This window comes from Paenarthrobacter sp. TE3676 (assembly GCF_056279165.1).
In genome coordinates this window covers 590,877-612,865 of the sequence record NZ_JBWBQU010000003.1, presented here as the reverse complement: position 1 = coordinate 612,865, position 21,989 = coordinate 590,877, and the positions used below count along the sequence as shown (strand labels likewise).

General features: G+C 61.7%; 23 protein-coding genes and 1 tRNA gene. 8 read left to right on the top strand and 16 right to left on the bottom strand.

Annotated elements, in window-relative coordinates; genetic code table 11:
• Nucleotides 1–2 precede the first annotated feature (2 nt).
• The 3 genes from ACZ881_RS10450 to zapE are packed head-to-tail and all read left to right on the top strand — an operon-like array spanning nucleotide 3 to nucleotide 2,579.
• Complete coding sequence (locus ACZ881_RS10450; protein ID WP_476114934.1) at nucleotides 3–428, top strand: DUF1761 domain-containing protein; 426 nt, start codon at nucleotides 3–5, stop codon at nucleotides 426–428.
• A gap of 10 nt (nucleotides 429–438) precedes the next feature.
• Entirely contained in the window at nucleotides 439–1,434 is a 996-nt protein-coding gene (corA, locus tag ACZ881_RS10445; RefSeq protein WP_091468841.1) for a magnesium/cobalt transporter CorA, read from the top strand.
• The gene (zapE, locus tag ACZ881_RS10440; RefSeq protein ID WP_476114930.1) at nucleotides 1,431–2,579 is read left to right on the top strand and encodes a cell division protein ZapE; all 1,149 of its coding nucleotides are present in this window, start codon (nucleotides 1,431–1,433) and stop codon (nucleotides 2,577–2,579) included. The genes corA and zapE overlap by 4 nt, the downstream gene beginning before the upstream one ends.
• Before the next feature lie 41 nt (nucleotides 2,580–2,620).
• Here the strand turns inward: zapE and ACZ881_RS10435 are convergent, their stop codons facing one another.
• The 7 genes from ACZ881_RS10435 to arr all read right to left on the bottom strand — a co-directional run bounded on the left by ACZ881_RS10435 (nucleotide 2,621) and on the right by arr (nucleotide 7,530).
• Nucleotides 2,621–3,151: a ferritin gene (locus tag ACZ881_RS10435; protein WP_091468845.1), complete on the bottom strand. Its 531-nt coding sequence runs from the start codon at nucleotides 3,149–3,151 to the stop codon at nucleotides 2,621–2,623.
• A gap of 70 nt (nucleotides 3,152–3,221) precedes the next feature.
• Complete coding sequence (gene crcB, locus ACZ881_RS10430; RefSeq protein ID WP_178997093.1) at nucleotides 3,222–3,593, bottom strand: fluoride efflux transporter CrcB; 372 nt, start codon at nucleotides 3,591–3,593, stop codon at nucleotides 3,222–3,224.
• On the bottom strand, nucleotides 3,590–4,033 hold the full coding sequence (locus ACZ881_RS10425) for a fluoride efflux transporter FluC (protein WP_476114923.1): 444 nt from the start codon (nucleotides 4,031–4,033) through the stop codon (nucleotides 3,590–3,592). Before ACZ881_RS10425 ends, crcB begins: the two co-directional genes overlap by 4 nt.
• The gene (locus tag ACZ881_RS10420; RefSeq protein WP_476114920.1) at nucleotides 4,020–4,541 is read right to left on the bottom strand and encodes a universal stress protein; all 522 of its coding nucleotides are present in this window, start codon (nucleotides 4,539–4,541) and stop codon (nucleotides 4,020–4,022) included. Before ACZ881_RS10420 ends, ACZ881_RS10425 begins: the two co-directional genes overlap by 14 nt.
• Before the next feature lie 29 nt (nucleotides 4,542–4,570).
• The gene (locus tag ACZ881_RS10415; RefSeq protein ID WP_476114916.1) at nucleotides 4,571–6,274 is read right to left on the bottom strand and encodes an ABC1 kinase family protein; all 1,704 of its coding nucleotides are present in this window, start codon (nucleotides 6,272–6,274) and stop codon (nucleotides 4,571–4,573) included.
• A gap of 4 nt (nucleotides 6,275–6,278) precedes the next feature.
• Nucleotides 6,279–6,815 (bottom strand): PadR family transcriptional regulator, encoded by a 537-nt coding sequence (locus ACZ881_RS10410; protein ID WP_091468858.1) that lies wholly within the window; start codon nucleotides 6,813–6,815, stop codon nucleotides 6,279–6,281.
• 304 nt (nucleotides 6,816–7,119) lie between these two features.
• Nucleotides 7,120–7,530: an NAD(+)--rifampin ADP-ribosyltransferase gene (gene arr / locus ACZ881_RS10405; protein ID WP_476114911.1), complete on the bottom strand. Its 411-nt coding sequence runs from the start codon at nucleotides 7,528–7,530 to the stop codon at nucleotides 7,120–7,122.
• Nucleotides 7,531–7,582: 52 nt separating this feature from the next.
• Between arr and ACZ881_RS10400 the strand changes: the two genes are divergently transcribed.
• Together ACZ881_RS10400 and ACZ881_RS10395 are read left to right on the top strand one after the other, a co-directional pair.
• A complete protein-coding gene (locus ACZ881_RS10400; RefSeq protein WP_476114909.1) occupies nucleotides 7,583–8,017 on the top strand; it encodes a GNAT family N-acetyltransferase in 435 nt (144 codons plus the stop codon).
• 488 nt (nucleotides 8,018–8,505) lie between these two features.
• Nucleotides 8,506–8,973, top strand: coding sequence for a SipW-dependent-type signal peptide-containing protein (locus tag ACZ881_RS10395; protein ID WP_476114906.1), 468 nt, complete (start codon nucleotides 8,506–8,508; stop codon nucleotides 8,971–8,973).
• A gap of 56 nt (nucleotides 8,974–9,029) precedes the next feature.
• Here ACZ881_RS10395 and ACZ881_RS10390 read toward each other — a convergent pair.
• The 5 genes from ACZ881_RS10390 to galU form a co-directional block, all read right to left on the bottom strand.
• Nucleotides 9,030–9,102: transfer RNA gene (locus tag ACZ881_RS10390), tRNA-Ala, on the bottom strand.
• 36 nt (nucleotides 9,103–9,138) lie between these two features.
• Nucleotides 9,139–9,948: an SDR family oxidoreductase gene (locus ACZ881_RS10385; protein ID WP_476114902.1), complete on the bottom strand. Its 810-nt coding sequence runs from the start codon at nucleotides 9,946–9,948 to the stop codon at nucleotides 9,139–9,141.
• 6 nt (nucleotides 9,949–9,954) lie between these two features.
• Nucleotides 9,955–10,845 carry a hypothetical protein gene (locus ACZ881_RS10380; RefSeq protein ID WP_476115032.1) on the bottom strand — a complete coding sequence of 297 codons (891 nt, stop codon included), beginning with the start codon at nucleotides 10,843–10,845 and terminating at the stop codon, nucleotides 9,955–9,957.
• A 145-nt stretch (nucleotides 10,846–10,990) separates the two neighbouring features.
• Nucleotides 10,991–11,602, bottom strand: coding sequence for a GNAT family N-acetyltransferase (locus ACZ881_RS10375; RefSeq protein ID WP_178997648.1), 612 nt, complete (start codon nucleotides 11,600–11,602; stop codon nucleotides 10,991–10,993).
• Nucleotides 11,603–11,613: 11 nt separating this feature from the next.
• On the bottom strand, nucleotides 11,614–12,549 hold the full coding sequence (gene galU / locus ACZ881_RS10370; protein WP_178997109.1) for a UTP--glucose-1-phosphate uridylyltransferase GalU: 936 nt from the start codon (nucleotides 12,547–12,549) through the stop codon (nucleotides 11,614–11,616).
• 97 nt (nucleotides 12,550–12,646) lie between these two features.
• On the opposite strand from galU, the gene ACZ881_RS10365 reads away from it, so the two are divergent.
• The 3 genes from ACZ881_RS10365 to cpaB all read left to right on the top strand — a co-directional run bounded on the left by ACZ881_RS10365 (nucleotide 12,647) and on the right by cpaB (nucleotide 14,551).
• Nucleotides 12,647–13,261 carry a 5-formyltetrahydrofolate cyclo-ligase gene (locus ACZ881_RS10365; protein WP_476114897.1) on the top strand — a complete coding sequence of 205 codons (615 nt, stop codon included), beginning with the start codon at nucleotides 12,647–12,649 and terminating at the stop codon, nucleotides 13,259–13,261.
• 154 nt (nucleotides 13,262–13,415) lie between these two features.
• Nucleotides 13,416–13,685, top strand: a complete 270-nt coding sequence (locus ACZ881_RS10360) for an FmdB family zinc ribbon protein (RefSeq protein WP_179019774.1) — start codon at nucleotides 13,416–13,418, stop codon at nucleotides 13,683–13,685.
• 65 nt (nucleotides 13,686–13,750) lie between these two features.
• Entirely contained in the window at nucleotides 13,751–14,551 is an 801-nt protein-coding gene (gene cpaB, locus ACZ881_RS10355; protein ID WP_476114893.1) for a Flp pilus assembly protein CpaB, read from the top strand.
• 26 nt (nucleotides 14,552–14,577) lie between these two features.
• Here the strand turns inward: cpaB and ACZ881_RS10350 are convergent, their stop codons facing one another.
• From ACZ881_RS10350 to ACZ881_RS10335, 4 genes are all read right to left on the bottom strand, one after another.
• Nucleotides 14,578–18,759, bottom strand: a complete 4,182-nt coding sequence (locus ACZ881_RS10350) for an AAA family ATPase (RefSeq protein ID WP_476114891.1) — start codon at nucleotides 18,757–18,759, stop codon at nucleotides 14,578–14,580.
• Between the two features lie 176 nt (nucleotides 18,760–18,935).
• Entirely contained in the window at nucleotides 18,936–20,525 is a 1,590-nt protein-coding gene (gene guaA / locus ACZ881_RS10345) for a glutamine-hydrolyzing GMP synthase (protein ID WP_091468881.1), read from the bottom strand.
• A 107-nt stretch (nucleotides 20,526–20,632) separates the two neighbouring features.
• Entirely contained in the window at nucleotides 20,633–21,133 is a 501-nt protein-coding gene (locus tag ACZ881_RS10340) for a DUF3817 domain-containing protein (RefSeq protein WP_054809347.1), read from the bottom strand.
• Nucleotides 21,130–21,987 carry an SURF1 family protein gene (locus tag ACZ881_RS10335; protein ID WP_364307014.1) on the bottom strand — a complete coding sequence of 286 codons (858 nt, stop codon included), beginning with the start codon at nucleotides 21,985–21,987 and terminating at the stop codon, nucleotides 21,130–21,132. The genes ACZ881_RS10340 and ACZ881_RS10335 overlap by 4 nt, the downstream gene beginning before the upstream one ends.
• Between the last annotated feature and the right edge of the window lie 2 nt (nucleotides 21,988–21,989).

The following is a 21,989-nucleotide window of genomic DNA, read 5'->3' as shown; positions in this document are numbered from 1 at the left end:
GCATGGATTGGCTCTCACACATCTCCCAGATCAACTGGCTCGCCGTACTTCTGGCCTTCGTTTCAAGCATGGTGATCGGCTTCGTCTGGTACATGCCGGCTGTACTGGGGCGGAAGTGGATGCAGGCAATCGGCAAAACCGAAGACGACCTCAAGAACATTGAAGGCGGCGCAGGCATCTGGGTTCCCATGATGGTGGCAGCTGCCGTGACCAGCATTCTCCTCGCTGTCCTCATCAGCGCCCTGAACCTCAACACTTTCCTTGCCGGCGGTTTCTTCGCGCTGATCCTTGCCTTGGTATTCCGCGCCGGCGGCCATGTCATTCATAACGGCTTCGCCGGGCGCCCATTTGCAGTGACCCTCATCGACTCCGGCCACGACATCGTGGCAATGACCGTCGCGGGCGCCATCATCGGGGCCATGCAGTAGCGTTCAACCAGTGACCATTATCGACAACGCCGTATATGTAGACGGCGTACGCACTGCCACCCCGCAAAACCTCGAACAGACATTTGAGACACTCGCGGAACACGGCGGCATGGCTTGGATTGGCCTCTACCGTCCCACTAAAGACGAAATGGCCGCCGTCGCCGAAGAGTTCGGGCTTCACGAACTCGCCGTGGAAGATGCCGTCTCCGCGCACCAGCGACCCAAGCTGGAGCGCTACGACCACAACCTGTTTACGGTCCTCCGTCCGGCGCGGTATCTGGACGAAACCGAAACTGTGGAGTTCGGCGAGCTCCATGTCTTCACGGGACCGAACTTTGTGGTGACCATCCGGCATGCCGAAACCGGTGGCGTGGCCCGGGTGCGCAAGCGGCTGGAGGAACGCCCGGATCTCCTCCGCCACGGCCCGGAGGCGGTGCTGTACGCCCTCCTGGACCAAGTAGTGGACGACTACGCCCCTGTGGTTGCAGGTCTTGAAAACGACATTGACGAGATTGAGGACCAGCTCTTCAGCGGCGACAGCGCCGTATCTCGCCGTATCTATGAGCTCGCCCGCGAAGTCATCCAGTTCCAGCGTGCCATTCATCCCTTGCCGGACATGATGGTGCTCCTGGAGAAGGGCTTCGAAAAGTACGGCGTGGACATCGAGCTGCAGCGCTCCCTCCGGGACGTCGAGGACCACGTCCAACGCGTGATCTCCAGGGCAAACTCGTTCCGGGATCTCCTCCAAAACGCCCTCACCCTTGACGGCACGCTGACCGCAAACCGCCAGAACGAGGCCAGCGCTGCCCAAAACGAGCAGGTCAAGAAGATCTCCTCGTGGGCTGCCATCCTCTTCGCTCCATCCTTCGTGGCAGGCGTCTACGGAATGAACTTCGACCATATGCCTGAGCTGCATTGGGACTTTGGCTATCCACTGGCTGTTGGGCTCATGTTCGGCGCCGCATTGCTCATGTATGTCATCTTCAAACGCAAAGGCTGGTTGTGACGCCGCCGCTGAGGCCTGATCCGCGCACTCCGCGGGACGTCATGAGGACTTTGGTTGAGGGCATGGCGCACGACGCCGCGCGGTCGGGTTTTGAGCTCGAATCCAGCCAGCGGCAAGCAGCCGAGCGACTGGCGGCATTTGGCGCCCAAGTAACCCGCCGCCGTCGGGCGCTTCCCCGGAAGCCGCCTCGAAGCCTATACCTCCACGGACCCGTCGGCCGCGGTAAAACCTGGCTGATGGACAGCTTCTACGGACGGCTTGAGGCGCGGAAGCGGCGTGTCCACTTCCACGATTTCTTTAGAAGGCTCCATAGCGGCGCGCATGCTGTGGAGTCCGGCAGTGGACCAGCAATCCAGCAGTCAGTGGACGGGCTGCTGGACGACGTTGAGGTTCTGTTCTTTGACGAGTTCCACGTCCACGACATCGGCGACGGCATGTTCATTTCCCGTTTGCTCCGGGCCGCGGCGCAGCGTCGGATTCCCCTTGTGGTGACATCCAACTACGCACCGGACGACTTACTGCCCAATCCCCTATGGCATGACCATTTCCTGCCCACCATCGAGGCGATCAAGGAGATGATGGATACCGTGGAAATCACTGGCGCCTCGGATTTTCGTCGCTATCCGGTTGCTGGAACCGACCCCGCTGCCGGTAGTGGTGCGTTCCGCTCAGGCCGCCTTATTTCCCCCGGCACACCCCGACAGCTGGGGCGCTTTGGCTTGTTCCGGCCAACGCCCGCGCAAAGCCGCGTTTTGACCCCCACCACCCAACCGATCGTGGTCAAGAACTCCGATCCGGATCTCCTGTGGGTTGGATTTGAGGAACTGTGCGGTGGGTTGACCTCGACGTCGGACTTTCTCGCCTTGGCTGAAACATTCAGGACATGGGTCATCGACGACGTTCCCTCGCCGGCCGATGATGCTGCGTCCGCGCCTGCTTGGCAGCGGTTCAGCAACGTGGTGGATGTCCTTTACGACCAGGACATCACGCTGTTCCTGGTGGGCGCTGGACCTCTCGACTGGGACGTTGAGCCTAGCGGCACTGCCCTGCCGGTAGACCTTGCGCGCATCGCCAGCCGATTGTCCTTATTGAGCCGCTCCCATCCGGACAAAGACATGGACAGCGAAGAGGCCGCCGGAAGCTAAGCATCCAGCGGCCCCTTGAGGCACTTAACCGAGGCAGTTACCTAGATGACCCCGCCGGCGGCCGATGGCGCGCTGGTGTCGTGTCCGCCGTCGCCTACGGTTTCGCGCGCGACGTAGTTCTCGATGTCGAAGAGGTTCTCGGCACGTTCCGTGATGTTCAGCAACGTGGTCATTGAGGCAACTTCCTCGACCTGTTCCTTCAGGAACCACAGCATGAACTGCTCACCCAAAGCATCGCCCTCTGCACGGGCAACGCGGAACATCTCCTCAATGCTCCGGGTAACTTCCTTTTCCTGCTCCAAGGCGAGGGCGATGGGCTCCTTGGCGTTGCTGAAGTTGTTGCGCACCGGGGCGATACCCGGGATCTCCACGTGCACGTTGCGGTCCAGCATGTATTGGACCATCATCATGGCGTGATTGCGCTCTTCGAGGGACTGGCGATAGAAGTGACGGGCCAGCTGCGGCAAGTCTTCGCCATCAAAATACACAGCTACTGCGATGTATTGCTGGGAGGCCGCAAACTCATTGGCGACCTGGGCGGACAACAGCTCATTGAAAGTCTTCTTAGCCATGGCTCGATCCTACAGCCGGGCCATGACACTTTTGTGGGTGAGCTTCGCCACTGCTGGAGCCATAAACCGCTCAAGCGAGCAACAGGCCGAACCCCACTCCTGCCGCTGCAGCAAGAACGCTTGCCGCCATGGATCCCAAGCCGTTAATGAGCGCCAGGCCCGTCCTGCCACTTTGAATCAGCCGGATGGTCTCCAGGCTTGCCGTACTGAACGTGGTGTATCCACCGAGGAAGCCCGTTCCCACGATTAAGAACAGCGACTCAGGTGCTTGGCCCCGCATCAGCAGTCCGGCAAGGAACCCGAGCGCCAAGGAACCTGAGACATTGATCAGGATGGTTCCCCACGGGAGGGCCGTCTTGAAGCGCTGCCTGATGAAACCGTCAACCATGAACCTGACAGCTGCGCCGATTCCGCCCGCGAGCGCAAGGAGTACCACCGTCATTGTTGGCGTCCGGTTGCACGCCGATGGTGCCAGGCACCCAACCAGATGCCCGCAGTCGTGGCCGCGGCTCCACCGAGCAGGCTCACAGCCAAGTATCCGACAGCTCCAGGTGCCTCACCCACCGTAAACAAGTGAACTGCGTCCAAAGCGAGGGTGCTGTAGGTGGTGTATGCCCCCACGAACCCCGTACCCAAGGCGAGCCGCAAAACACGGCGATTACCGACGTCGGACCCTCTGCGGGAAAGTCCTTCCAGAAGGGCGCCCAGTGCCAACGCGCCGGAGAGATTAATGACCAGGGTGGGAAGCGGCCAAGCATTTGGCGCCGGTATCACCAGTCCCAAGCCGTACCGGGCGAGCGCTCCGAACACCCCGCCGGCTGCAACTATGCCGATGAAGCCCCACTGACGGTGGAGTGCTTTTGTTGCCTCAGTCGTCGTCATCGTCGTCCGGGACCCTGGGGTTCACGGGGACAACGAGCACTGGCAGGTCTTGACGATGGAACAGATGCCGGGCCACCGAACCGGCCGTCAGCTCTTTGAGGGCGGCCGTCAGTTTATGCTCCCGCGTACCCACCACGATCATGGAGGCGCCGATATCCCCGGCCTCGCGTGCCAGAGCACGCGCGGGCTCCCCCGCGAGCGGCACCATGGACCACTCGACGTCCAGGCCATCAAGCTGGTGGGCAATGGTCGCCGTCAGTGATTCCGGAATGCCTTGGGCTCCGGCAACCCCATCCGGATCAATCGGGGCGGCCAGACCGCCCGCTGTTCCGTCCACGGGGTACACCGTGACATCCGCATAGGCGCAGACCAGTGGAACACCCGCGCTGGCGGCAACCTGTGCTGCCCGCTCCACAACGATGGCATGTTGCCCGGGCATCACCCCCACCAGGATGGGGCCGGACATGTTGCCGGAGGCCTCGGGACGTGGGGTGGGGGTCTCAGTCACAGGGCAATTCTACGACGACGACGGCTGGCTTACAGATGACCCCGGCCCGGCCACAACCCGTAGAGCAGCGGAACCACCGACCCGATCATCAGCACATTGCCGAGCACTAGGTCGTCGGCCCTCATCACGGATCCAGCCACCAGCATCGCTCCGAAGATCAGCGCACCCACTGCCCGCTTTAGCAAGACGATAATGCGGGCCATTTGTTGTTCCAGCCGCCGGTTGGATACCTGCAGTGAGCCGTCCTCAAGCTTGGTGACCAGCCCGTCGAGCCTTTTCGGCAGGCGCAAGGCGACCGCAGCGGCGTCGAACGCCTGTGCAGCGACGTCATTGACGAGATTGCTGCGCTCATCCCGCAGCAATTGTGCCGCATACGGTTCCACCGAATCCCAAAGATTGAAACGGGCGTCCAGCGAACTGCATACCCCCGACGTGAGCGACATTGCGCGGATGATGAGCAGGAAATTCTCCGGCAACTGAAACGGAAGCGATCTGATCACGTTGCCGAACTCCGCACCAAAATCAAGGAATTCCCGCGGATCCACATCGCGAAGTTCAGCGAAACCCATCCCGCCAAAACGCGCGAACAGCTGCGTCATTGCCCGCTCCAACTCGGCAGTATCAGCCGAGGGCATCAAGACGCCGACGTCGCTGATGGCGGCGACGAGGCCCTTTCCATCCCGCGAGGCAGCCGCGATCAGGAGTTTACGCAGTCCGCTCCTGGTCTTCGCAGGGACCTCGCCCATCATCCCGAAATCGATGAACGTCAGCTTCCATGGATGTTCCGCTGATCCGGCATTGGGTGTGACAAAGATATTGCCAGGGTGCGGATCTGCATGGAAGAAGCCGTTGGTGAACAACTGGTCAAACATCACGGAAGCGAAAACAGGGGCAACCGAGGCAGGGTCGATCCCCGCCATTCGCAGGGACTCCGCATCCGTGATCTTGATGGCTGTGACATCTTCCAAGGTGAGCACGCGGCGTGTGGTACGTTCCCAGACCACCCCCGGCACCGTTACCCGGGCGTCGTCGACGAAGTCAGCAGCAAAACGCTCTGAATTTGCCGCCTCATTCAGGTAGTCGATTTCCTCCAGACTGGTCTGGGCGAACTCTTTGATCAACGCTGGCACATCAGCACGGTTTGAGACGATACGAATGCGGCTAAGCCAGCCACCCACTCTCCTCAGGGCAGCGAGATCTACATCCACGATGGTATCGATGCCCGGTCTCTGCACTTTGAAGACCACGCTGCTGAGGCCAGTGTCTTCGGCGTTGCCGGGGAGCAATTTCGCCCGGTGGGCCTGGCCGAGTGACGCGGCTGCGATCGGCGTCTCCTCGATCGAAGCGAACACTGCTTCCAAAGGCGCACCCAGTTCGGCTTCAGCAAGCGCGCGAATGTCCGGGAACGGGACCGGCGGGACTTCGTCCTGAAGGCCCTCCAGCTCGGCAGTGATCTCCGGCGGGAGTACATCGAGCCTGGACGACATGAACTGGCCCACCTTGATCATCAGGCCGCCAAGCTCCACCGCAAGGCCATGGAAGCGTTGCGCGAAGCGCCGCATCCTTTGAGCCCGGTTGCGCTCAGTCAGTCGGCGCAGCCCGACTCGAGGCAGAAACAACTCGAACCACCAGGTGACCAGTAAATGCCATGCGGCAAAGCGCAGGATTCGGCGATAACGGGCTCGGGCTTCACCGGCCAAGGGATCCGTCCGGTTACGTCGAACCGACGTCACCCCTTCAGTCCTGGGCGAGGATCGAGTACAGCCGACGGCGTGCGTCTTCCAGCACCGTCACAGCCTCCTGCACCTGTTTTGGCGTTCCGGTGCGCCCCACCTGGGCCGCCGCCTGAGCAAGCTCGACCCCAGCCTTGGGCAGTGCGCCGAAGCCGGGAGTGTTGCCGGCGGACTCCCAAGGCGCTGCTGTTTCGGCACTTGCAACGTCCTCGCGGCCCGCTTCGGTGAGGGAGTAGATCTTGCGGCCATTTGATTCCTCAGTGCTGACAAACCCCTCATCTGCCAGCAACTGCAGTGTCGGATAAACGGAGCCAGCGCTTGGCTTCCAGCTACCACCGCTCCGCTCTTCGATTTCACGGATGATCTGATAACCGTGCATTGGACGCTCAGCGAGGAGGGCCAGAATGGCTGTCCTCAGCTCGCCCCGCCCAGCCCGGGTGCCTGAACGCTTCTCGAAGCGTGACCGGAACTCCTCCACGGCTTGCCACATGCCGTCCAGATTGTTTCCCATAAATCCGTTTGCGGGGAATGAATTATGCATCAGGCTCACCTCGGTATGTCGCGAACGATACTGAACGATAGTTAACGATATACACGGTTTGTCCCTGAGACAATGGCAGGGCCCTTTGCGCAGGGCCGGACAGCACTTCTGGGTGATGCCGTCCGGCCCCTGCCGCGGATCCTTGGGCAGCCCCGGCCAACGAGGGGGGTCGCTGGCCGTTGCGGGGATCCGCTGGGTCCAGTAAAGACGAGCCGCCAAGCCGGCACACGAGTAGTTGGTACTCGTCTTTTGCTGCTTCCGGAGGGGCCACTACCTGCCCTGAAGCTTGCTTCGCGCAAAGCCGTTAGTTGATGATTTCGCCGCGTTCGTCCGCAACAATTGCCGCCAGTCGTTCCCGCCACTCTCGCAGCGCTTGGGGAGTCAGACGAGTCCAGTCGGTCACTTCACCAGTGACCTTGAGCGGGGAGCTGCTGCGGAATGATCGGGTGGGGTTGCCCGGGAACTTCTTGTCGGTCACGTTCGGGTCGTCCTCGAACGTTCCAGTGGGTTCAACGGCATAGACGCGCGGTTCCCCTTCGCCGGCCGCCAGCTCGGCAGCCAGCCCCGCACCGTCCCGAAGAGCGGTGAAGTAAATATGGTTCATCACCACTTCAGGGCGGTAGTTCGACCTGAAGCCTGGCCTCAGGAGATCGCCCTCCCGAAGATGGGCTTTGGTGCCGTGAAAGAACGGACCCTCGTCCAACGGTTGACTCACAGGTACAGCCTACTTGCACGCGCAGGCGCCGCAATCGTGTAAGGCTGGTCGAATGCCTGCATTCACACTTTCAACCGATGGCACGGTATCTGAGACGGAATTGCTTTCTCTCTATGCATCGGTCGGCTGGTCCGCGTACACCAACGACCCACTCTTGCTTGATCAGGCGATCAGGAGTTCGTCCTTTGTGGTGGTGGCCAGGGACGAAGAAGGCGCATTACTGGGCTTGGCCCGGGCGATTTGCGACGATGCCACCATTGCCTACGTCCAAGACATTCTCGTCAACCCCAGCTTCCAAGGAGCAGGCGTTGGCCGTGCACTCTTTGGCCAAATCCAAGAGAGATACCGGCACGTCCGGCAGACCGTCCTCATCACGGACGACGAACCGCGGCAGCGAGCCTTCTACGAATCGTTGGGGCTTACCGAGGGATCGGACTTCCAGCCGGGACCTGTGCGGGTCTTCGCCCAGTTCCGGCGACAGCTCTAAAGCCAGCTCGTAGCCGCTCATCCGGGCAATGCGGGAGTCTTGATGATTTCCTGAGGAAGAGCAGGATTTGTTCTTGATCCGGGCCCTGCACAGTAGTTCTTGTCAGCCAGACGCAGCAACAGCAGGAGCCCCAGAGGTTCCACCCAAGGCCCCGGGGGCCGGCCCGTTTGCCCTTCAGGCCGGTCCCCGGTCCACTTTCCTGATCCAGTCTCATGTCAGAGCACCAATGCCGGGCCATCGAATCAATGATCCGGGAAAACCACTTCGACGACGCCTCCCAAGCACTCCCTGCCCTGCGACCGACGGCCGACCGCTGCTTGGCGTCACGGTCCAGCGTCTTCCGGGCAGCCCCCGCCTCGTTGAACCGGCATCGGGGGTACTTTCATTCTTGAGCAGACCTTGAGTGTTCACCGAGGTCATTCCTGAGACCGCCAGGGCACACTTTTGGAGGGAGAGATCACCACGCTACGGGAACGAGGACCACACGCATGCAATGCAAGGGCATCATCTGGCAAGTACCGGCCATCATCCTGGCCGCGGTACTCCTCTTGATGGGTGCCCAGGTTCCACCCGCGCACGCCCAATTCAACGACACCGATGCCGGCGCGATGGCGCTTACTGCCGCACGTATTCCGGCACCAGCAGCAAACACCGTGGCCGTGACCAAGAGCTGCGATTCCTTCCTCTGGTTCGCCCAAGCCAAAATCAGTGTCGGCAGCTTCCCGGCTGTTCCGTTCGCCAACTACCACGAGCTCAAGGTCATGGACCCGGATGGCGTCGTGCAGTTCACCGGCGACATGAGCAAGAGCTCCGGACGTTCCTACAGCTCCGGAATCCAGAGCATAGGGGACTTGTCCGGCACCTGGACATACCAGATCCGTGGTTACTACAAGGTTCCCAACTCCACCAACTTCTGGGCCGGGCAGCCCCTCAGCGGCACGCTGAACTGCCCCTAAAGCGATTGATGGGAACGTTCTTCGGTGTTGCGGACCACCGAAGGCCAGAAAATCTGTGGAGCTAAGGAGATTCGAACTCCTGACCTCTTCGATGCGAACGAAGCGCTCTACCAACTGAGCTATAGCCCCTGAACCAAGCTCAACTGCCCGGCCAGTGACCTTAGGCTACAAACATTCCCTGTGCTTTTCCAACCACGACACGAACGTCTCCGTGCCATACGGCTGCTCGGAGCTCACGTTGTGTCCGGCGCGAAGAAAATCACCCGTCGGTCCGGGCAAAGGCAACTCAATAATCCTGCCCCTCGAGCCGACTACCGATTTCCATGACTCTGCCATCTCCCGCATTGCCAAGGTTTCCGGGCCCGCAATTGTCACCACGAGATGCTCGGCATGCGAGTTATCCCGCGATTCACCCACCGCTGCCTCAAGCAACGCCGCTGCAACATCTGCCGGCGCGATCGACTGGAGTCTGACGGCTTTGAAGGTGGGAATCAGCCTTACCCTTGCACCGGCCGCGAAAATCCTTGCCACCAAGCCATGGAACTGCGTTGACCGGACCACCACGGTCTTCAATGGCGACTCCGCGTACTTCTGTTCCTTGGCGGCTTTGGAGGCGTAGTAGGAAAAGGAGCTGAGATCACAGTTGATAATGGACAGAGCCACAGCTTTGCGGACGCCAGCCAGGTGCGCTGCAGCAAGAAGCCTGCCGCCGCCGTCGGCGAACTGCTTTTGGGCTTTGCCGAACTGCCCTTCAAGGCAATCAATAACGACGTCGGCACCCGCCACCGCGGCTGCCAGGCCATCCCCTGAGGTGACGTCGCCCACAAAGTATGTGGCGCCGTCGTGGTGCTTCGCTGAGCCGACAGGCGGCACATTGCGGCTCAGGACCGAAACATGGTACCCCGCTAGAAGGGCGAGTCGGACAAGCTCATGACCTACCTGGCCCGTGCCACCCGCAACGCACAGCGTTGTCACGTGTGGTTAGGCGCGTCGACGCTGCAGGACATCGTCCAAGTTGCTCAGAGCACTGTGGCCCTTGACGGATGCGACTACGGCGGCCGCAACCTCAGCCTGTTCAACGTTCTGCTTCAGGACAGGTTTGCCCACAGGCTTTGGTGCTTCGGGCAGATCCAAGGGCTCTGGAGCCGGACGCGGTGCTTTGGCAGCAGCCACGTACGTGGGCTTCGGGACCTCGACTGGCTGCCAGGAGGCACCCTTCGAATCCTTCGTATTCTGAGCAGATTTGTCTCCCGCGGCAATAGCCACGGCCAGCGCTGCCTGCCGCAGTTCCACCGCGGATAAGCGAGCAGCCTCACGGCTGGTGGCTTCGGCGTCGAAAACCGTGGTTTCCTTCGACTCCACAGCCGGTTCCTTCGGCAGGTATCGCGCAGGCGTCGGGATGGGCGAGGCCTGAGCAGCACGGCGGGCCCGGCGTTCGCGAAGATCCCGCAGGGCCAGCTTCCGCAACGTTACGACGGCGAGCACCGCACCAATGAGCGATACCAGCGGCAACCAGACAGAACCGATCCCAAGAATTCGTAGGACTCCGGACACCCCAGCTGTCACCAGCAGGGCAAGACCTGCCAGGGCCAGCGTTAGCCGGGCATAGCGGATAGTGAATGGAGTAGTGGGTACCTTCCCGAGGGCGGGCTCGGCCGCGCGGGATTCCTGGGGCGACGCCGGTGCTTCGCTATGCATGGTCTCCATCGGTTTCTCCTGCTGAGGTGCCAAAGTCAGTACCACCCCTGCCTGCGTTTCGTCTGGTTCGTCATCAAAAGCCTCTGCTGGAACACCGGCCGTTTGGACTTGTTGCCGCCTGTTCCGCAGAACATAGGGCGCCACCCAGACCATCCACAGCGCAACAGTGACCACGAGTATCACTGAGCTGCTGAGAGGGAAGTCCACATTCAAAACCGTAGAAGCAAATCTTCGGGTGCGGCGGCATTGCGGCCGGTGTGTCGCCCGCGAGTCCGCAAATGATTGGAGATACGGGCAAAAAGGCCGATGACCTGCCCGTTTATCCTCTGAGCCACCGGCGCAGAAGTCCCTCTGGAACTTCCTCGGAGGTCAGTGCAAAGGAGCGGTGGTCAGCCCATTCGCCGTTGATGTGCAGGTAGCGCTCCCTGTAACCTTCGTCGCGGAATCCAAGCTTCTCCACCACCCGCAAACTCGCTGAGTTCTCGGGGCGGATGTTGATTTCCATACGGTGTAGTCCCAGCACCCTGAAACAGTGGTCTGTGGCCATCGCAACCGCTGTGGGAGCGATGCCGTGCCCGGCACGGTCCTTATCAACCCAATATCCGAGGGTGGCCATCATGGCCGACCCCCAAACGATCGATGAAACCGTCAGTTGCCCGACGATTTTCGGCTCACCAAAGCCATCGGTTCGCTCAACAATGAGGAATGGCAGGGCGGTGGACTGACGGGCTTGTTCATTCAAGGAACCCACCATTTGGCGGTAGCTGGGGAGGCGCCCACCCGGTGCCGGGTTGGACGCCTCCCATGGCGCGAGCCACTCGCTGTTCCGCGAACGGACTTCGGACCATTCCCGCTTGTCGCGGTAACGGATAGGCCGAAGCAACAGGTCTCCGCTTTCCAGCGTCACCGGCCAGATCGCGGAGCCGTACATCATGAGTTTGTTTATTTGGGAAGAGCGGCTGTGAAGTTGGGCAGCCACTCGCGAAGCTCAGGACCGAGGTCTTCACGCTCGCAGGCAAGCTCGATGCAGGCCTTGAGGTAGCTGAGCTTGTCACCGGTGTCGTAGCGACGGCCGCGGAAGACAACGCCGTAGACGCCATAGCCTTCGCCCTCGCCGGCAGCGAGAACCTCGAGGGCGTCTGTCAGCTGGATCTCTCCACCGCGTCCGGGTGCAGTCTTCTCCAGGACGTCGAACACAGCCGGGTGCAGGACGTAGCGCCCGATCACGGCAAGGTTGGACGGGGCCTCTTCCGGAGAAGGCTTCTCGACGAGCTGCTTGATGCGCACGTAGCCGTCCTCGCCATTGTCCTCAACATCAGCGCAACCATAAGCACTGATCTTGGACGGCTCCACCTCAATAAGGGCAACCACGGAACCGCCGGTCTTCTGCTGGACAGCGATCATTTCGCTTAGCAGGTCCTCGCGGGCATCGATCAGGTCATCGCCCAGCAGAACGGCGAAGGGCTCGTAGCCAACATGCTGCTTTGCACGAAGGACTGCGTGGCCCAGGCCGTTCGGGTCACCCTGGCGGACGTAATGAATGTCGCCGAGGTTGGTGGCGGATTGGATGGCCTCAAGCTTGGCGGTGTCGCCCTTTTCAGCCAAGGTGGCTTCCAGCGCAGGCACGCGGTCAAAATGGTCTTCCAGCGCGCGCTTGCTGCGCCCCGTGATCATCAGGACGTCGTGCAGGCCCACCTTGACTGCTTCTTCGACCACATACTGGATGGCGGGCTTGTCCACCACGGGCAGCATTTCCTTCGGCATCGCCTTGGTGGCGGGAAGGAACCGGGTGCCAAGGCCCGCTGCGGGGATGACGGCCTTACGGACAGCGTTGTTTTCTAGAGTCACCGGACTAATGTAACGGAAGGAACACATCATCGGCTAAACCCCTCGCCGCGGCGGGACGCACATTTCGTCTTGGTAGCGGACAGCCCCTGCTCTTCAGCGGGCGGGGAGAACCTCAGATTGGACACACATGGCATCCAAGGAAGACATCCGCAGCAGTCGGCGGCTGCACCGGCGGACACTCACTCCGGAGCACATAGCAACTGCTGGCGATTCGCTTGCGCGGCATGGGACAGCCTGGGCAGCGGAGCTCTCCCCCGGCGGCGCCGCCACCTTTGCTGTGTACCTTGGCGTCGCCTTCGAGCCGCCCACTATCCCCCTCATCGAGTCCCTGCACGAGGCCGGGCATCAAGTGCTGCTGCCTGTTTGCGAGCCTGGCCGGTTGCTGAGTTGGGTGTATTGGACGCCTTCCACGGCTTTTGTCAGGTCCGCCTATGCGCCCATAGACGAACCGGAGGGTGAACGCTTGGAAAGCACCGTGATTGCCAAAGCTGCCGGGATCTTCATGCCCGCCACAGCCGTGGATCGGGACGGAAACCGCATTGGCCAAGGCGGTGGCTACTACGACCGACTTCTCCAAGGCCTCGATGCTGCCGGCCAGCGGCCGCCTACCATCGCAGTGGTGTACGACGACGATTTGTTGCCTTCAGGCTCGATTCCCGCCGAGGCATTTGATCGCCCGGTGCGTCAGGTGCTGACCCCGTCTGGTGTCGTCCAACTTCACGACGGACCGGAGCCCGGCTGACAGCCCTGTCCCGGCAAGTGAGGTCCGGCACATCTGCTGGTACACCAGACAGGGACCAATGATAGAATTAGCACTCAGGCCCTGCGACTGCTAAGGCGGAAATTCTCCGCCGGTGTTGCACAGGACCTGAACTTTGTCCTGAAGGAGGAACTCAGTGCCCACATACGCATACGCCTGCAAAGACTGTGACCATGCCTTTGACATCGTCCAGTCCTTTTCTGACAGCTCCTTGACGGAGTGCCCCGAATGCAAGGGCGCGCTTCGCAAGAAGTTCAACAGCGTTGGCGTCGTTTTCAAGGGCTCCGGGTTCTACCGGACTGATTCCCGCGACGCCAAGGGCAGCACGGTTTCGGCCGCACCAGCTTCACCCGCCGCTCCGGCGGCCCCTGCAGCAGCACCCGCAACTGCAGCCGCAGCCAGCTAAAAGGTTTTCCACATAAGGCACCGGACCGCTGTTTGCGGCCCGGTGCGACTGGCTAACGTGGCGGGATGTCATCTTCCTCCCGCAGAGCCCTCATCGCCCGCGCCGAGCGTTCAGCAGCAGCAGCCGCCGGTGACTGGCCGCCGCTGAACCGCTCTCCTGCCCGACCATCCCGTTCCCGAGCCGGAGACACCTCACGGTTCAGCCGCCGTCCAAGAGGTCATGTCGGTCAGCGGGGCGGATTTGGATCATGGATTTCACGCAACCGCCGCTTGGCCGTTGCGCTCCTGCTGTGCGTGGCTGCCGGCATCGCCGTCCAGCAACTTACTCCTGCGTCTGAGCAGCGCGTGAGCATCGTGGTAGCAGCCCGCGACCTGCCGACAGGTAGCAGCCTCACAGAATCTGATTTCACCAGCGTTGGAGTGCCGTCCGATCTCGCGATTACCGGATCGGTGCATAGTGTCGGCACCCTTGTTGGCCGTCAGCTTGCTTCCCCCCTCCGCAGAGGGCAGATACCTACGGAGGCCAGCCTGCTGGGCCCGGGACTCCTGACGGGCGCACCCGTGGGCTCGGCAGCGGTCCCTCTCAGGATGGCTGATCCCTCATCCATCCAGCTTCTCTCCCCCGGCCAGCTGGTTACAGTGGTCCTTACCGCGGCGGGCTCCTATGACGAGGCCCGGCAAAGCCAGGTTCTTGCGGGCCCGGTGCCCGTTCTCTGGACATCAGCCCAAGGCGGCAAGCCCGGCGAATGGCTGGGGACAAGTGATACCGACGGCTTGGTAGTGGTGGCGGCCGATCCCCAACAAGCAGAAAAGCTTGCCGGCGCATCAACGCAAGGCAAGCTCTTCTTTGTTTTAGTCAGCCCATAGTGCGCGGGTCTGCTGCCGGATGGAGCTCAGCCCCAATGCGGGGGCTTCTGTTCCTTCAGCCACTGCTCATGGTCGTAGCCGGACTCGTCGCCCCATCGCCGGGGATCATCCTCTGCAGCCTTCGTAGGAAGAATTCCGTTGGAGGCTGTTTTAGCTGCCGTGGCCTTGGCATCCGCAGCTTCTTCAGTGGCATCGGTGACCGGCTCGCCGGAGTCCTGCGCGGCGCGGTCTTCTGTGCCTGGTTCCTGATCCATCAGTGGTGCTTCTTTCCCATTCTCCGCGTAGCCTTTGGTCGCGGCGACGCCATGTTCTTCACGGGCAACGGCCTGAGTTTCGCCGTCTGCATGGACGGCGGAGCCCTGGTCCACCCTCTGGTCTTCATTGCCCGGATTCAATTGTTCACCATCCGAATGCAGGAAGCCATGGTGGGCAGAAGCGGACTGGGCGATGTGGTTCTCAAGCCCCAGGTACGAACCAATCCGGTCAGCGCAGGAGGACGGATCCGTGAACACTTCGATCGTCCAAAGCGACATGTAGCGCCAGCCCATACGCTCAAGCAACTGCGGCCGCAACCGGCTCCGTTCACGGACGCTCATCCGCCGGTACCGTTCAGTGCCATCCGATTCGATGGCGACAGGGGTGGGGATTTCCGCACCCTCGCGGCCAATGGTGTGGACCGGGTCCGCGGCCGCCGCGATATCCAGCACACCATCGTAAAGATGCCAGACCCGGGCTCCACGTGCACGCAGGCGTTCGCCAAGATCGGCCACCAACGGATCCTCACCCAGCGCCTGCTCACTGGCTACAGCGCGGGAGGCAGGTGTTCCAAGGTTACTGTTACCGGAGAGTTCCCGGTCCAGCAGTTCATAGAAATCCACTGCACCATGGGCCAGGCGATCAAGGTCGAGATCCTCAGGCCGGAAGCACGTGAGGACGTGCATGGAGCGTCGAGCGCGCGTCATCGCCAAGGCAAAACGGTTTCGCCCACCTTCGGTGGACAACGGGCCGAAGGAATGGAGTGCACGGCCGTGCGGAGTGCGGCCATAGCCCAGCGAGAAGATCACGTGGTCACGCACCAGCCCCTGGGCGCGCTCAAGGTCCACCACCCGGAAGGACTCGGGGCCCGCTCCGAAGAAGCTGGACAAAAGAGTGTGGTTAGGCAATTGGAGCCTGATGGCCTCGCCGATCCTGGCAGCATGGCGCAGGCTTGCGGTCACCACTGCCAAGGAAGTACGGGGCCGGAGCCTGGCGTGTTCGAAGACAAGGTCCACCACGCGGTTCACTTCTGCAGTGACAGACTCAACGCCCTCATGGTCCGCTCCGGGCAGCCCGGTGCCGTCGGGTATGTACTCCACGTGAATCGATCGATCCAGGCCAGTCACCGAATTGCCGTCCGGCAGGCGTCGCAGACCGCCGTCGTAGTAGTTCTTGCTCAGCTGGAGGATCAAGTCCTCGTCCACCGCACGATAGACCCAGTTCAATTGCCAGGTGGGCAGGACCCGGGCCAGAGCCTTGAATGCACTGTCCACGTTTTCATGGCTGGCCACCCCGGCAACCGGAGGTTCCACGGCCACGCTGAAAGTACGCGCATTGGCGATTTTTGCATCACCGAAGGCAACTACCTGTCGTGCTCGGGCGATCGCCGGAAGAACCGCCTGCAGAGAGGTGGATTCGGCGTCGATGACCACCACGGCGTCGAACTTTTGCTCGGCCGGGAGAACGCCCGTGAGCAAATAAGGGCTGACGGACCACACAGGAACCAACAGAGGCACAAGATCCGGTGCTTGGGCGCTCAAGGCGGGCAACGTCACACGGCCGTCCTTCAACAAGGCACGGAGCAACTCCGCCTGCCTCGGGTGCTCAAGAAGGCCCTGACGCCACTTCTGGGCCAGCTGCCAACGAAGGCGGGCGGCGCCACTGGCAATGTGTGCTTGGTCGGCCAGGCGATATTCAGCTTCCAGGCGCCGCAGCGAATCACCGTCGGACATGGCGAGGTAATCATCACCACTGATCATGGCTTCCAAAGCGGACTGCCACCAGGCAAGGTCCAGCTCGGCCGCTACCGACGACGCCGGGACTTCCCGGGCAGCAAGGTCCGCAAGCAGTTCGCCGAGCCCGTGCTCCCGCATTTCCTCGATGAGGAGTGTTCGCTCAGGAAGGGTTTCCAATGTGGCCGTGTCCGCGACGAGTCGCTCGAGGCGTTCCATCAGTTGCAGATACGGAGTCTCCTGCAACGAACCGCCATCGGACGTGTGCTTGAGCGAATCACCAAGACGGCGCAGCTCGGCGTCGAGTTCGCGGTAGAGGGCCCCGAGATCGGCAAGGCCGGATGGCACCGCCGGGTGTCGCTGGGTTGTGGCATAGCCTGCCCACAGGGCACGCTGCTCCTGGACAAGGACCAGGGAGCTGTGGAGGTCCGCGATGTGGACACCGGGGCGTACGTACTCCTTGGCGACCCGGCGCAGGCGTGAACGCTGCATGGAAGGCATCTCAAGATTGCGCTCACGGCGCCAGGCGGAACTGGCAGTGGCTGAGATGAGGTCATGCACCGGCCGGTCGAAGATGTCCGGAGTGAACTTATCCAAGCTCTCGCGGACAGCGATCAGCAGTTCAAGCTGCGCACCCCACTCGGTAAAGGTTTCGCCCAGGCGAATCTCAGCGTGATCGGAAACCTGCTTCATGCGATCCCGCAGGACGGGGAGCTTCTCCTCGGCCAAGCGTGCGAGCTGCTGGGCTTCCTCGGTCTCCTTACGGGTGACCAAACGGGCGCCATACCAAGGGCTGGAAGTGGAGGCCCGGCTGAAGCTACCAAGTTCGGCAGCGCGACGAAGGCGCCCCGCGAGCTCTTCACGGTCCTTGATATTGTCCAGGACGCTGCGCTTCAAGCGCACAGTAGTGGAGGGTGCCGGATGGATGGACGTCAGCTCGGCGAGTGATTGCATCGCTTGATAGGGCGAGCACCCCCAGCGCTCACGGACGTTGTGCAGCGAGGCAACATGATCCATCAGGGCATGACGGTGGCCTGTCAGTGTCTGGTGAAGGTTGCCAAGCTGTGGTTCAAGCGCTTTCTCATTGCGCATGATGGCCCTGACCAACTGACCCTTGAGTTGCTGCGGCGTGGTCCCGTTACCAGGCCTGAAGAGCACCGATTCGAGGCCCAGCGATTCAAGGTGGGCGGAAAGACCCGCGAGGCTGGCTTGCCTGTCTCCTACCACCAACACGGACTTGCCTTCGCTGACCAAGGCACCGATGGCGTTGATTGCCGTCTGCGTCTGCCCACTTCCAGGAGGAGTGGAGACAACCAGGGAGTCTCCCGCGCGAACGGCGTCCACCACGTACTGCTGGTCCGTATCGGCGTCGAGCAAGAGAAGTTCGTCGGCCGGGTCCCGAAGATCCAAGCTGGGGAACCTGCCCGCTTTAATGGGCTCCGGCTCAATGTCGCCGCCATTGGCTGCGGTCGAGAGGGCCGCAACCGTGGGGTTGTTCATGTTGATCCAGGGATCATCCAGGTTGCCCGAAAGGTCAGCCAGGGTAGTGACCAGCAGGTTGAACTCCACCTCTGCACCATGGATAGGCTTAATGAGCGTGGACAACCGGTCCAGAACCGGCTGGGGATCCAGCCGGGCCGTGTTGTAAGCCATGCGGGCTACAGCGTTGACGTCGAAAACGATGCCATGGACTGTCTTCAGGTGACGCACCAGCGCGGGGTTCATGCGTGCTTGTTCGGTGAGCTGAAGTTCGAAGTCGTCTTCGCCCGGCCTGACTGTAAGGACGATGGACGTGAGCATCACTGGCGCGGAGACGCGCTGCGGCTTACCACCAACGGCCGAGGTCCACACCACGGTCCCGGCAGACAAGTACCCGGCCTCGATGCCGCGGTCGTTGCTGAGCTCGAAGATCTTGGACCGGATGTTGCGGGCCGCCCTGGCCGCCACCAAGTACTGTTGGCGGTCCCTGATGAGAGTGGACAGCCGTGTTCTGCGACCGGCGAGCAACTGAGCCAGCCCGGAAGGGTGGGCATTGCTGAGATCGATCGCGCCTTCGGGTGTCTTGACGAAGCGCAGCATCGTATCTGCCCCGGTGACGGGTTTGAGACCAGACAGCCATTTGCGGAGCTCTTCGGAGCCCTCTTCCTGGCCTTGACCTACTGACACGACTTCTGCCTTCTTTTCTGTACTAGCTTTAGACGCCTTGGACCATACCGGCATACGTTCGAGGGTAGCGGGAATCCTCGGTCAGCCCGCTCCGCAACGCTGTTCCAACGTGAAATTCGCCGTCATTTCACAGTTGGAAGCATTTCCTGGGGCAAAGACGTACCCCGGATGACGTTGCCCGGTTCAAGCACAGTGGCCGGCCTCCCAAAGGAAGCCGGCCACTCAGAATGCTATTCCCACTCGATGGTTCCCGGTGGCTTGCTGGTGACATCCAGTACCACGCGGTTAACGCCGTCCACCTCGTTGGTGATCCTGTTGGAGATACGTGCGAGCAGGTCATACGGCAAGCGCGACCAGTCTGCCGTCATGGCGTCTTCGGAAGACACCGGACGCAGCACGATCGGGTGGCCATAAGTCCGGCCGTCACCCTGAACTCCAACGCTGCGGACATCAGCCAGGAGGACCACCGGCATCTGCCATACGTCATTGTCAAGGCCGGCAGCTGTCAGCTCGGCGCGGGCGATGGCATCAGCCTTGCGCAGAAGGTCCAGGCGTTCCTTGGTCACTTCGCCCACAATGCGGATTCCCAGGCCGGGACCGGGGAACGGCTGGCGGCCGACGATTTCCTGCGGGAGGCCGAGCTGTGCGCCAACGGCACGGACTTCGTCCTTGAACAGGGCCCGCAGTGGCTCGACCAGCTCAAACTGCAGGTCCTCCGGAAGCCCACCAACGTTGTGGTGGCTCTTGATGTTGGCAGCACCCTCGCCACCGCCGGATTCGACGACGTCCGGGTACAGCGTGCCTTGGACGAGGAACTTGATCTTTTCACCCTCGGCAGCGGCCTGGGCAATGATGGCCCGTTCCGCTTCCTCGAAGGCCCGAATGAACTCCCGGCCAATGATCTTGCGCTTGGTCTCGGGATCACTGACACCGGCCAATGCCGACTGGAAGCGCTCCTGCTCGTTGGCAACGTACAGGTTGACACCCGTTGCTGCCACGAAGTCGCGTTCAACCTGCTCTGCTTCGCCTTCACGCAGCAGGCCGTGGTCAACGAACACACAGGTCAACTGGTCGCCGACAGCGCGCTGGACGAGAGCGGCAGCCACTGCAGAGTCGACACCACCGGAGAGGCCACAGATGACCTTCGAGTCGCCGATCTGCTGGCGGATACGGTCCACCTGCTCTTCGAGGATGTTGCCCGTGGTCCAGTTGGGGCTCAGGCCCGCGCCCTTGAACAGGAAGTTCTCCAGGACGTGCTGTCCAAGGACGGAGTGCTTCACTTCCGGGTGCCACTGCACACCGTAAAGGCGCTTCTCATCGTTGGCGAAGGCAGCCACTGGGGCTCCGGCCGTAGTTGCCAGCACCTCGAAGCCTTCGGGGGCTTCGTGAACGGAATCGCCGTGGCTCATCCACGTGTTCTGGGACGCCGGGACTCCGTCGAGGATGGAGCGTGCGTCACCCACCAGGAGTGCTTCGGTGGCACCGTACTCGCGCAAACCGGTCTGGGCCACCTTGCCACCCAGGGCATTGGCCATGGCTTGGAAGCCGTAGCAGATACCGAAAACGGGAACGCCGGCCTCGAAGAGGTCAGCACCCACGAACGGGGCGCCCTCGGCGTAGACGCTGGAAGGCCCTCCGGAGAGAATGATGGCTGCCGGGTTCTTGGCCAGAAGCTGCTCGGTGGTGAAGGTATGCGGAACGATTTCCGAATACACATTCGCTTCGCGGACGCGGCGGGCAATCAGCTGCGCGTACTGGGCACCGTAGTCAACAACCAGCACCGGCTTCTGGGAAGTTTGGGGTGCGGTGGGAGTAGTCACCAGACAAGACTACTTTGCCGGGCCGCCCCGGTGCACGTTGACAAGGGCGGCCAAGGCCCAAAACAGGGCCTGCCGTTAGGCATCTCACACCGGGACGCCGTGAAGTCCTAGTAGCGCTTGGACGCCTGCGGGTTGGCTGCGAGTTCCGCTTCCACCTGCGCGTGGAATTTCTTCTCCACGATGAAGGACAGCAGCGGGATGACTCCGCCCAGCGCCAGAAGGACCATTTTGGAGAAAGGCCAGCGCATGAGCGACCACAGGCGGAAGTTTGAAACCAGATACACCACGTACATCCAACCGTGCACGATCAGCACGGAGGTGGAGATGTTGAAGCCACCGATGACGCCCTTGGGTTCGGATTCAGCAAAGCCAAAGCCAAAGGGTTGACCCGTAACCGCATTCGTGCCGCCCGCGAAGAGCGAGACACCAAAGCCGTAGCGGGCAATCAACTCGGCGCATAGCAGGAGCAGCATGGCACCTGTCAGGTATGCCATGACTTTGTAGAACTTCAACGCCGAACGGATCTGCGCTTCCGTGCCGCCGAAGCGTCGCTTCTTGGGCTTGGGTCCGGAATGTTCGGGCTGGATAGCCGGTTTTGGCTCAATCATTGCTGCACCTTATGTTCTGGCTCTGGGCTTGTGGGTTCTGTGGCTGCTTCGGGATGGCCCGTTTCGTCGAAGTCATCATCCTCGTCTTCGTCTTCTTCGAGGTCGCGCCGGTAGTCGTCCTTCACCAGACGCCACCAAATGAAGATCGAGAACCCGGCAAAGACAACCCATTCCACCGCATAGAAGAGGTTTAGCCAGTTGACTTGTTCTGCAGGGGGCTGCGGCGGGATATTAAGTGCTTTGACGTCACCGTCAAGGGGAATGGTCACTCCGCCTGAGGCCTCGGATGTCGCGGCGACGAAACCCTGATAGCTGGAGACTTCCCACTTGTTGATGAGCTCCGCCGTTGAGACTGCAGACGCCCGGTCTGGACCGGCGTCGACGTTTGGAAGCGGCGCTTCGGATGGGATGAGGCGACCCGTCAACGTGATGGTTCCCGACGGCGGCGGGCCGGCTTGGGCGGGGTCCGCCACCCAGCCGCGGGCCACCGGAATCCAGGTCTGGGGCGAGGCGCCTGCGCCCTTGATTGTGGGAGCGTTGTTGACGGCAAAGGCTGAGACGATCCAGAAGCCTTTTTGGTTGTTGTAAAGGCGGCCTTCAACGAGGACCTGCTTGCCGGGATCGTACGATCCCGTAGCGGTGACCATCTGGTCCGAGACAGAGCCGGGGAAGAACTGGCCCGGCTGGAGGACGTCCACCAGCGGTTTCACTTCTTCGATGCTGGACGGAGCGGGGGGCTCGTGCTGGGCGGACCGGCTGAGCTGCCATTGGCTGAGCAGCACAAACACCCCGGACAACAGAAGCGCAAAGACCAGTCCTGCGATCCAGCGGGGTTTCAACGCGGTTTTCAACACCC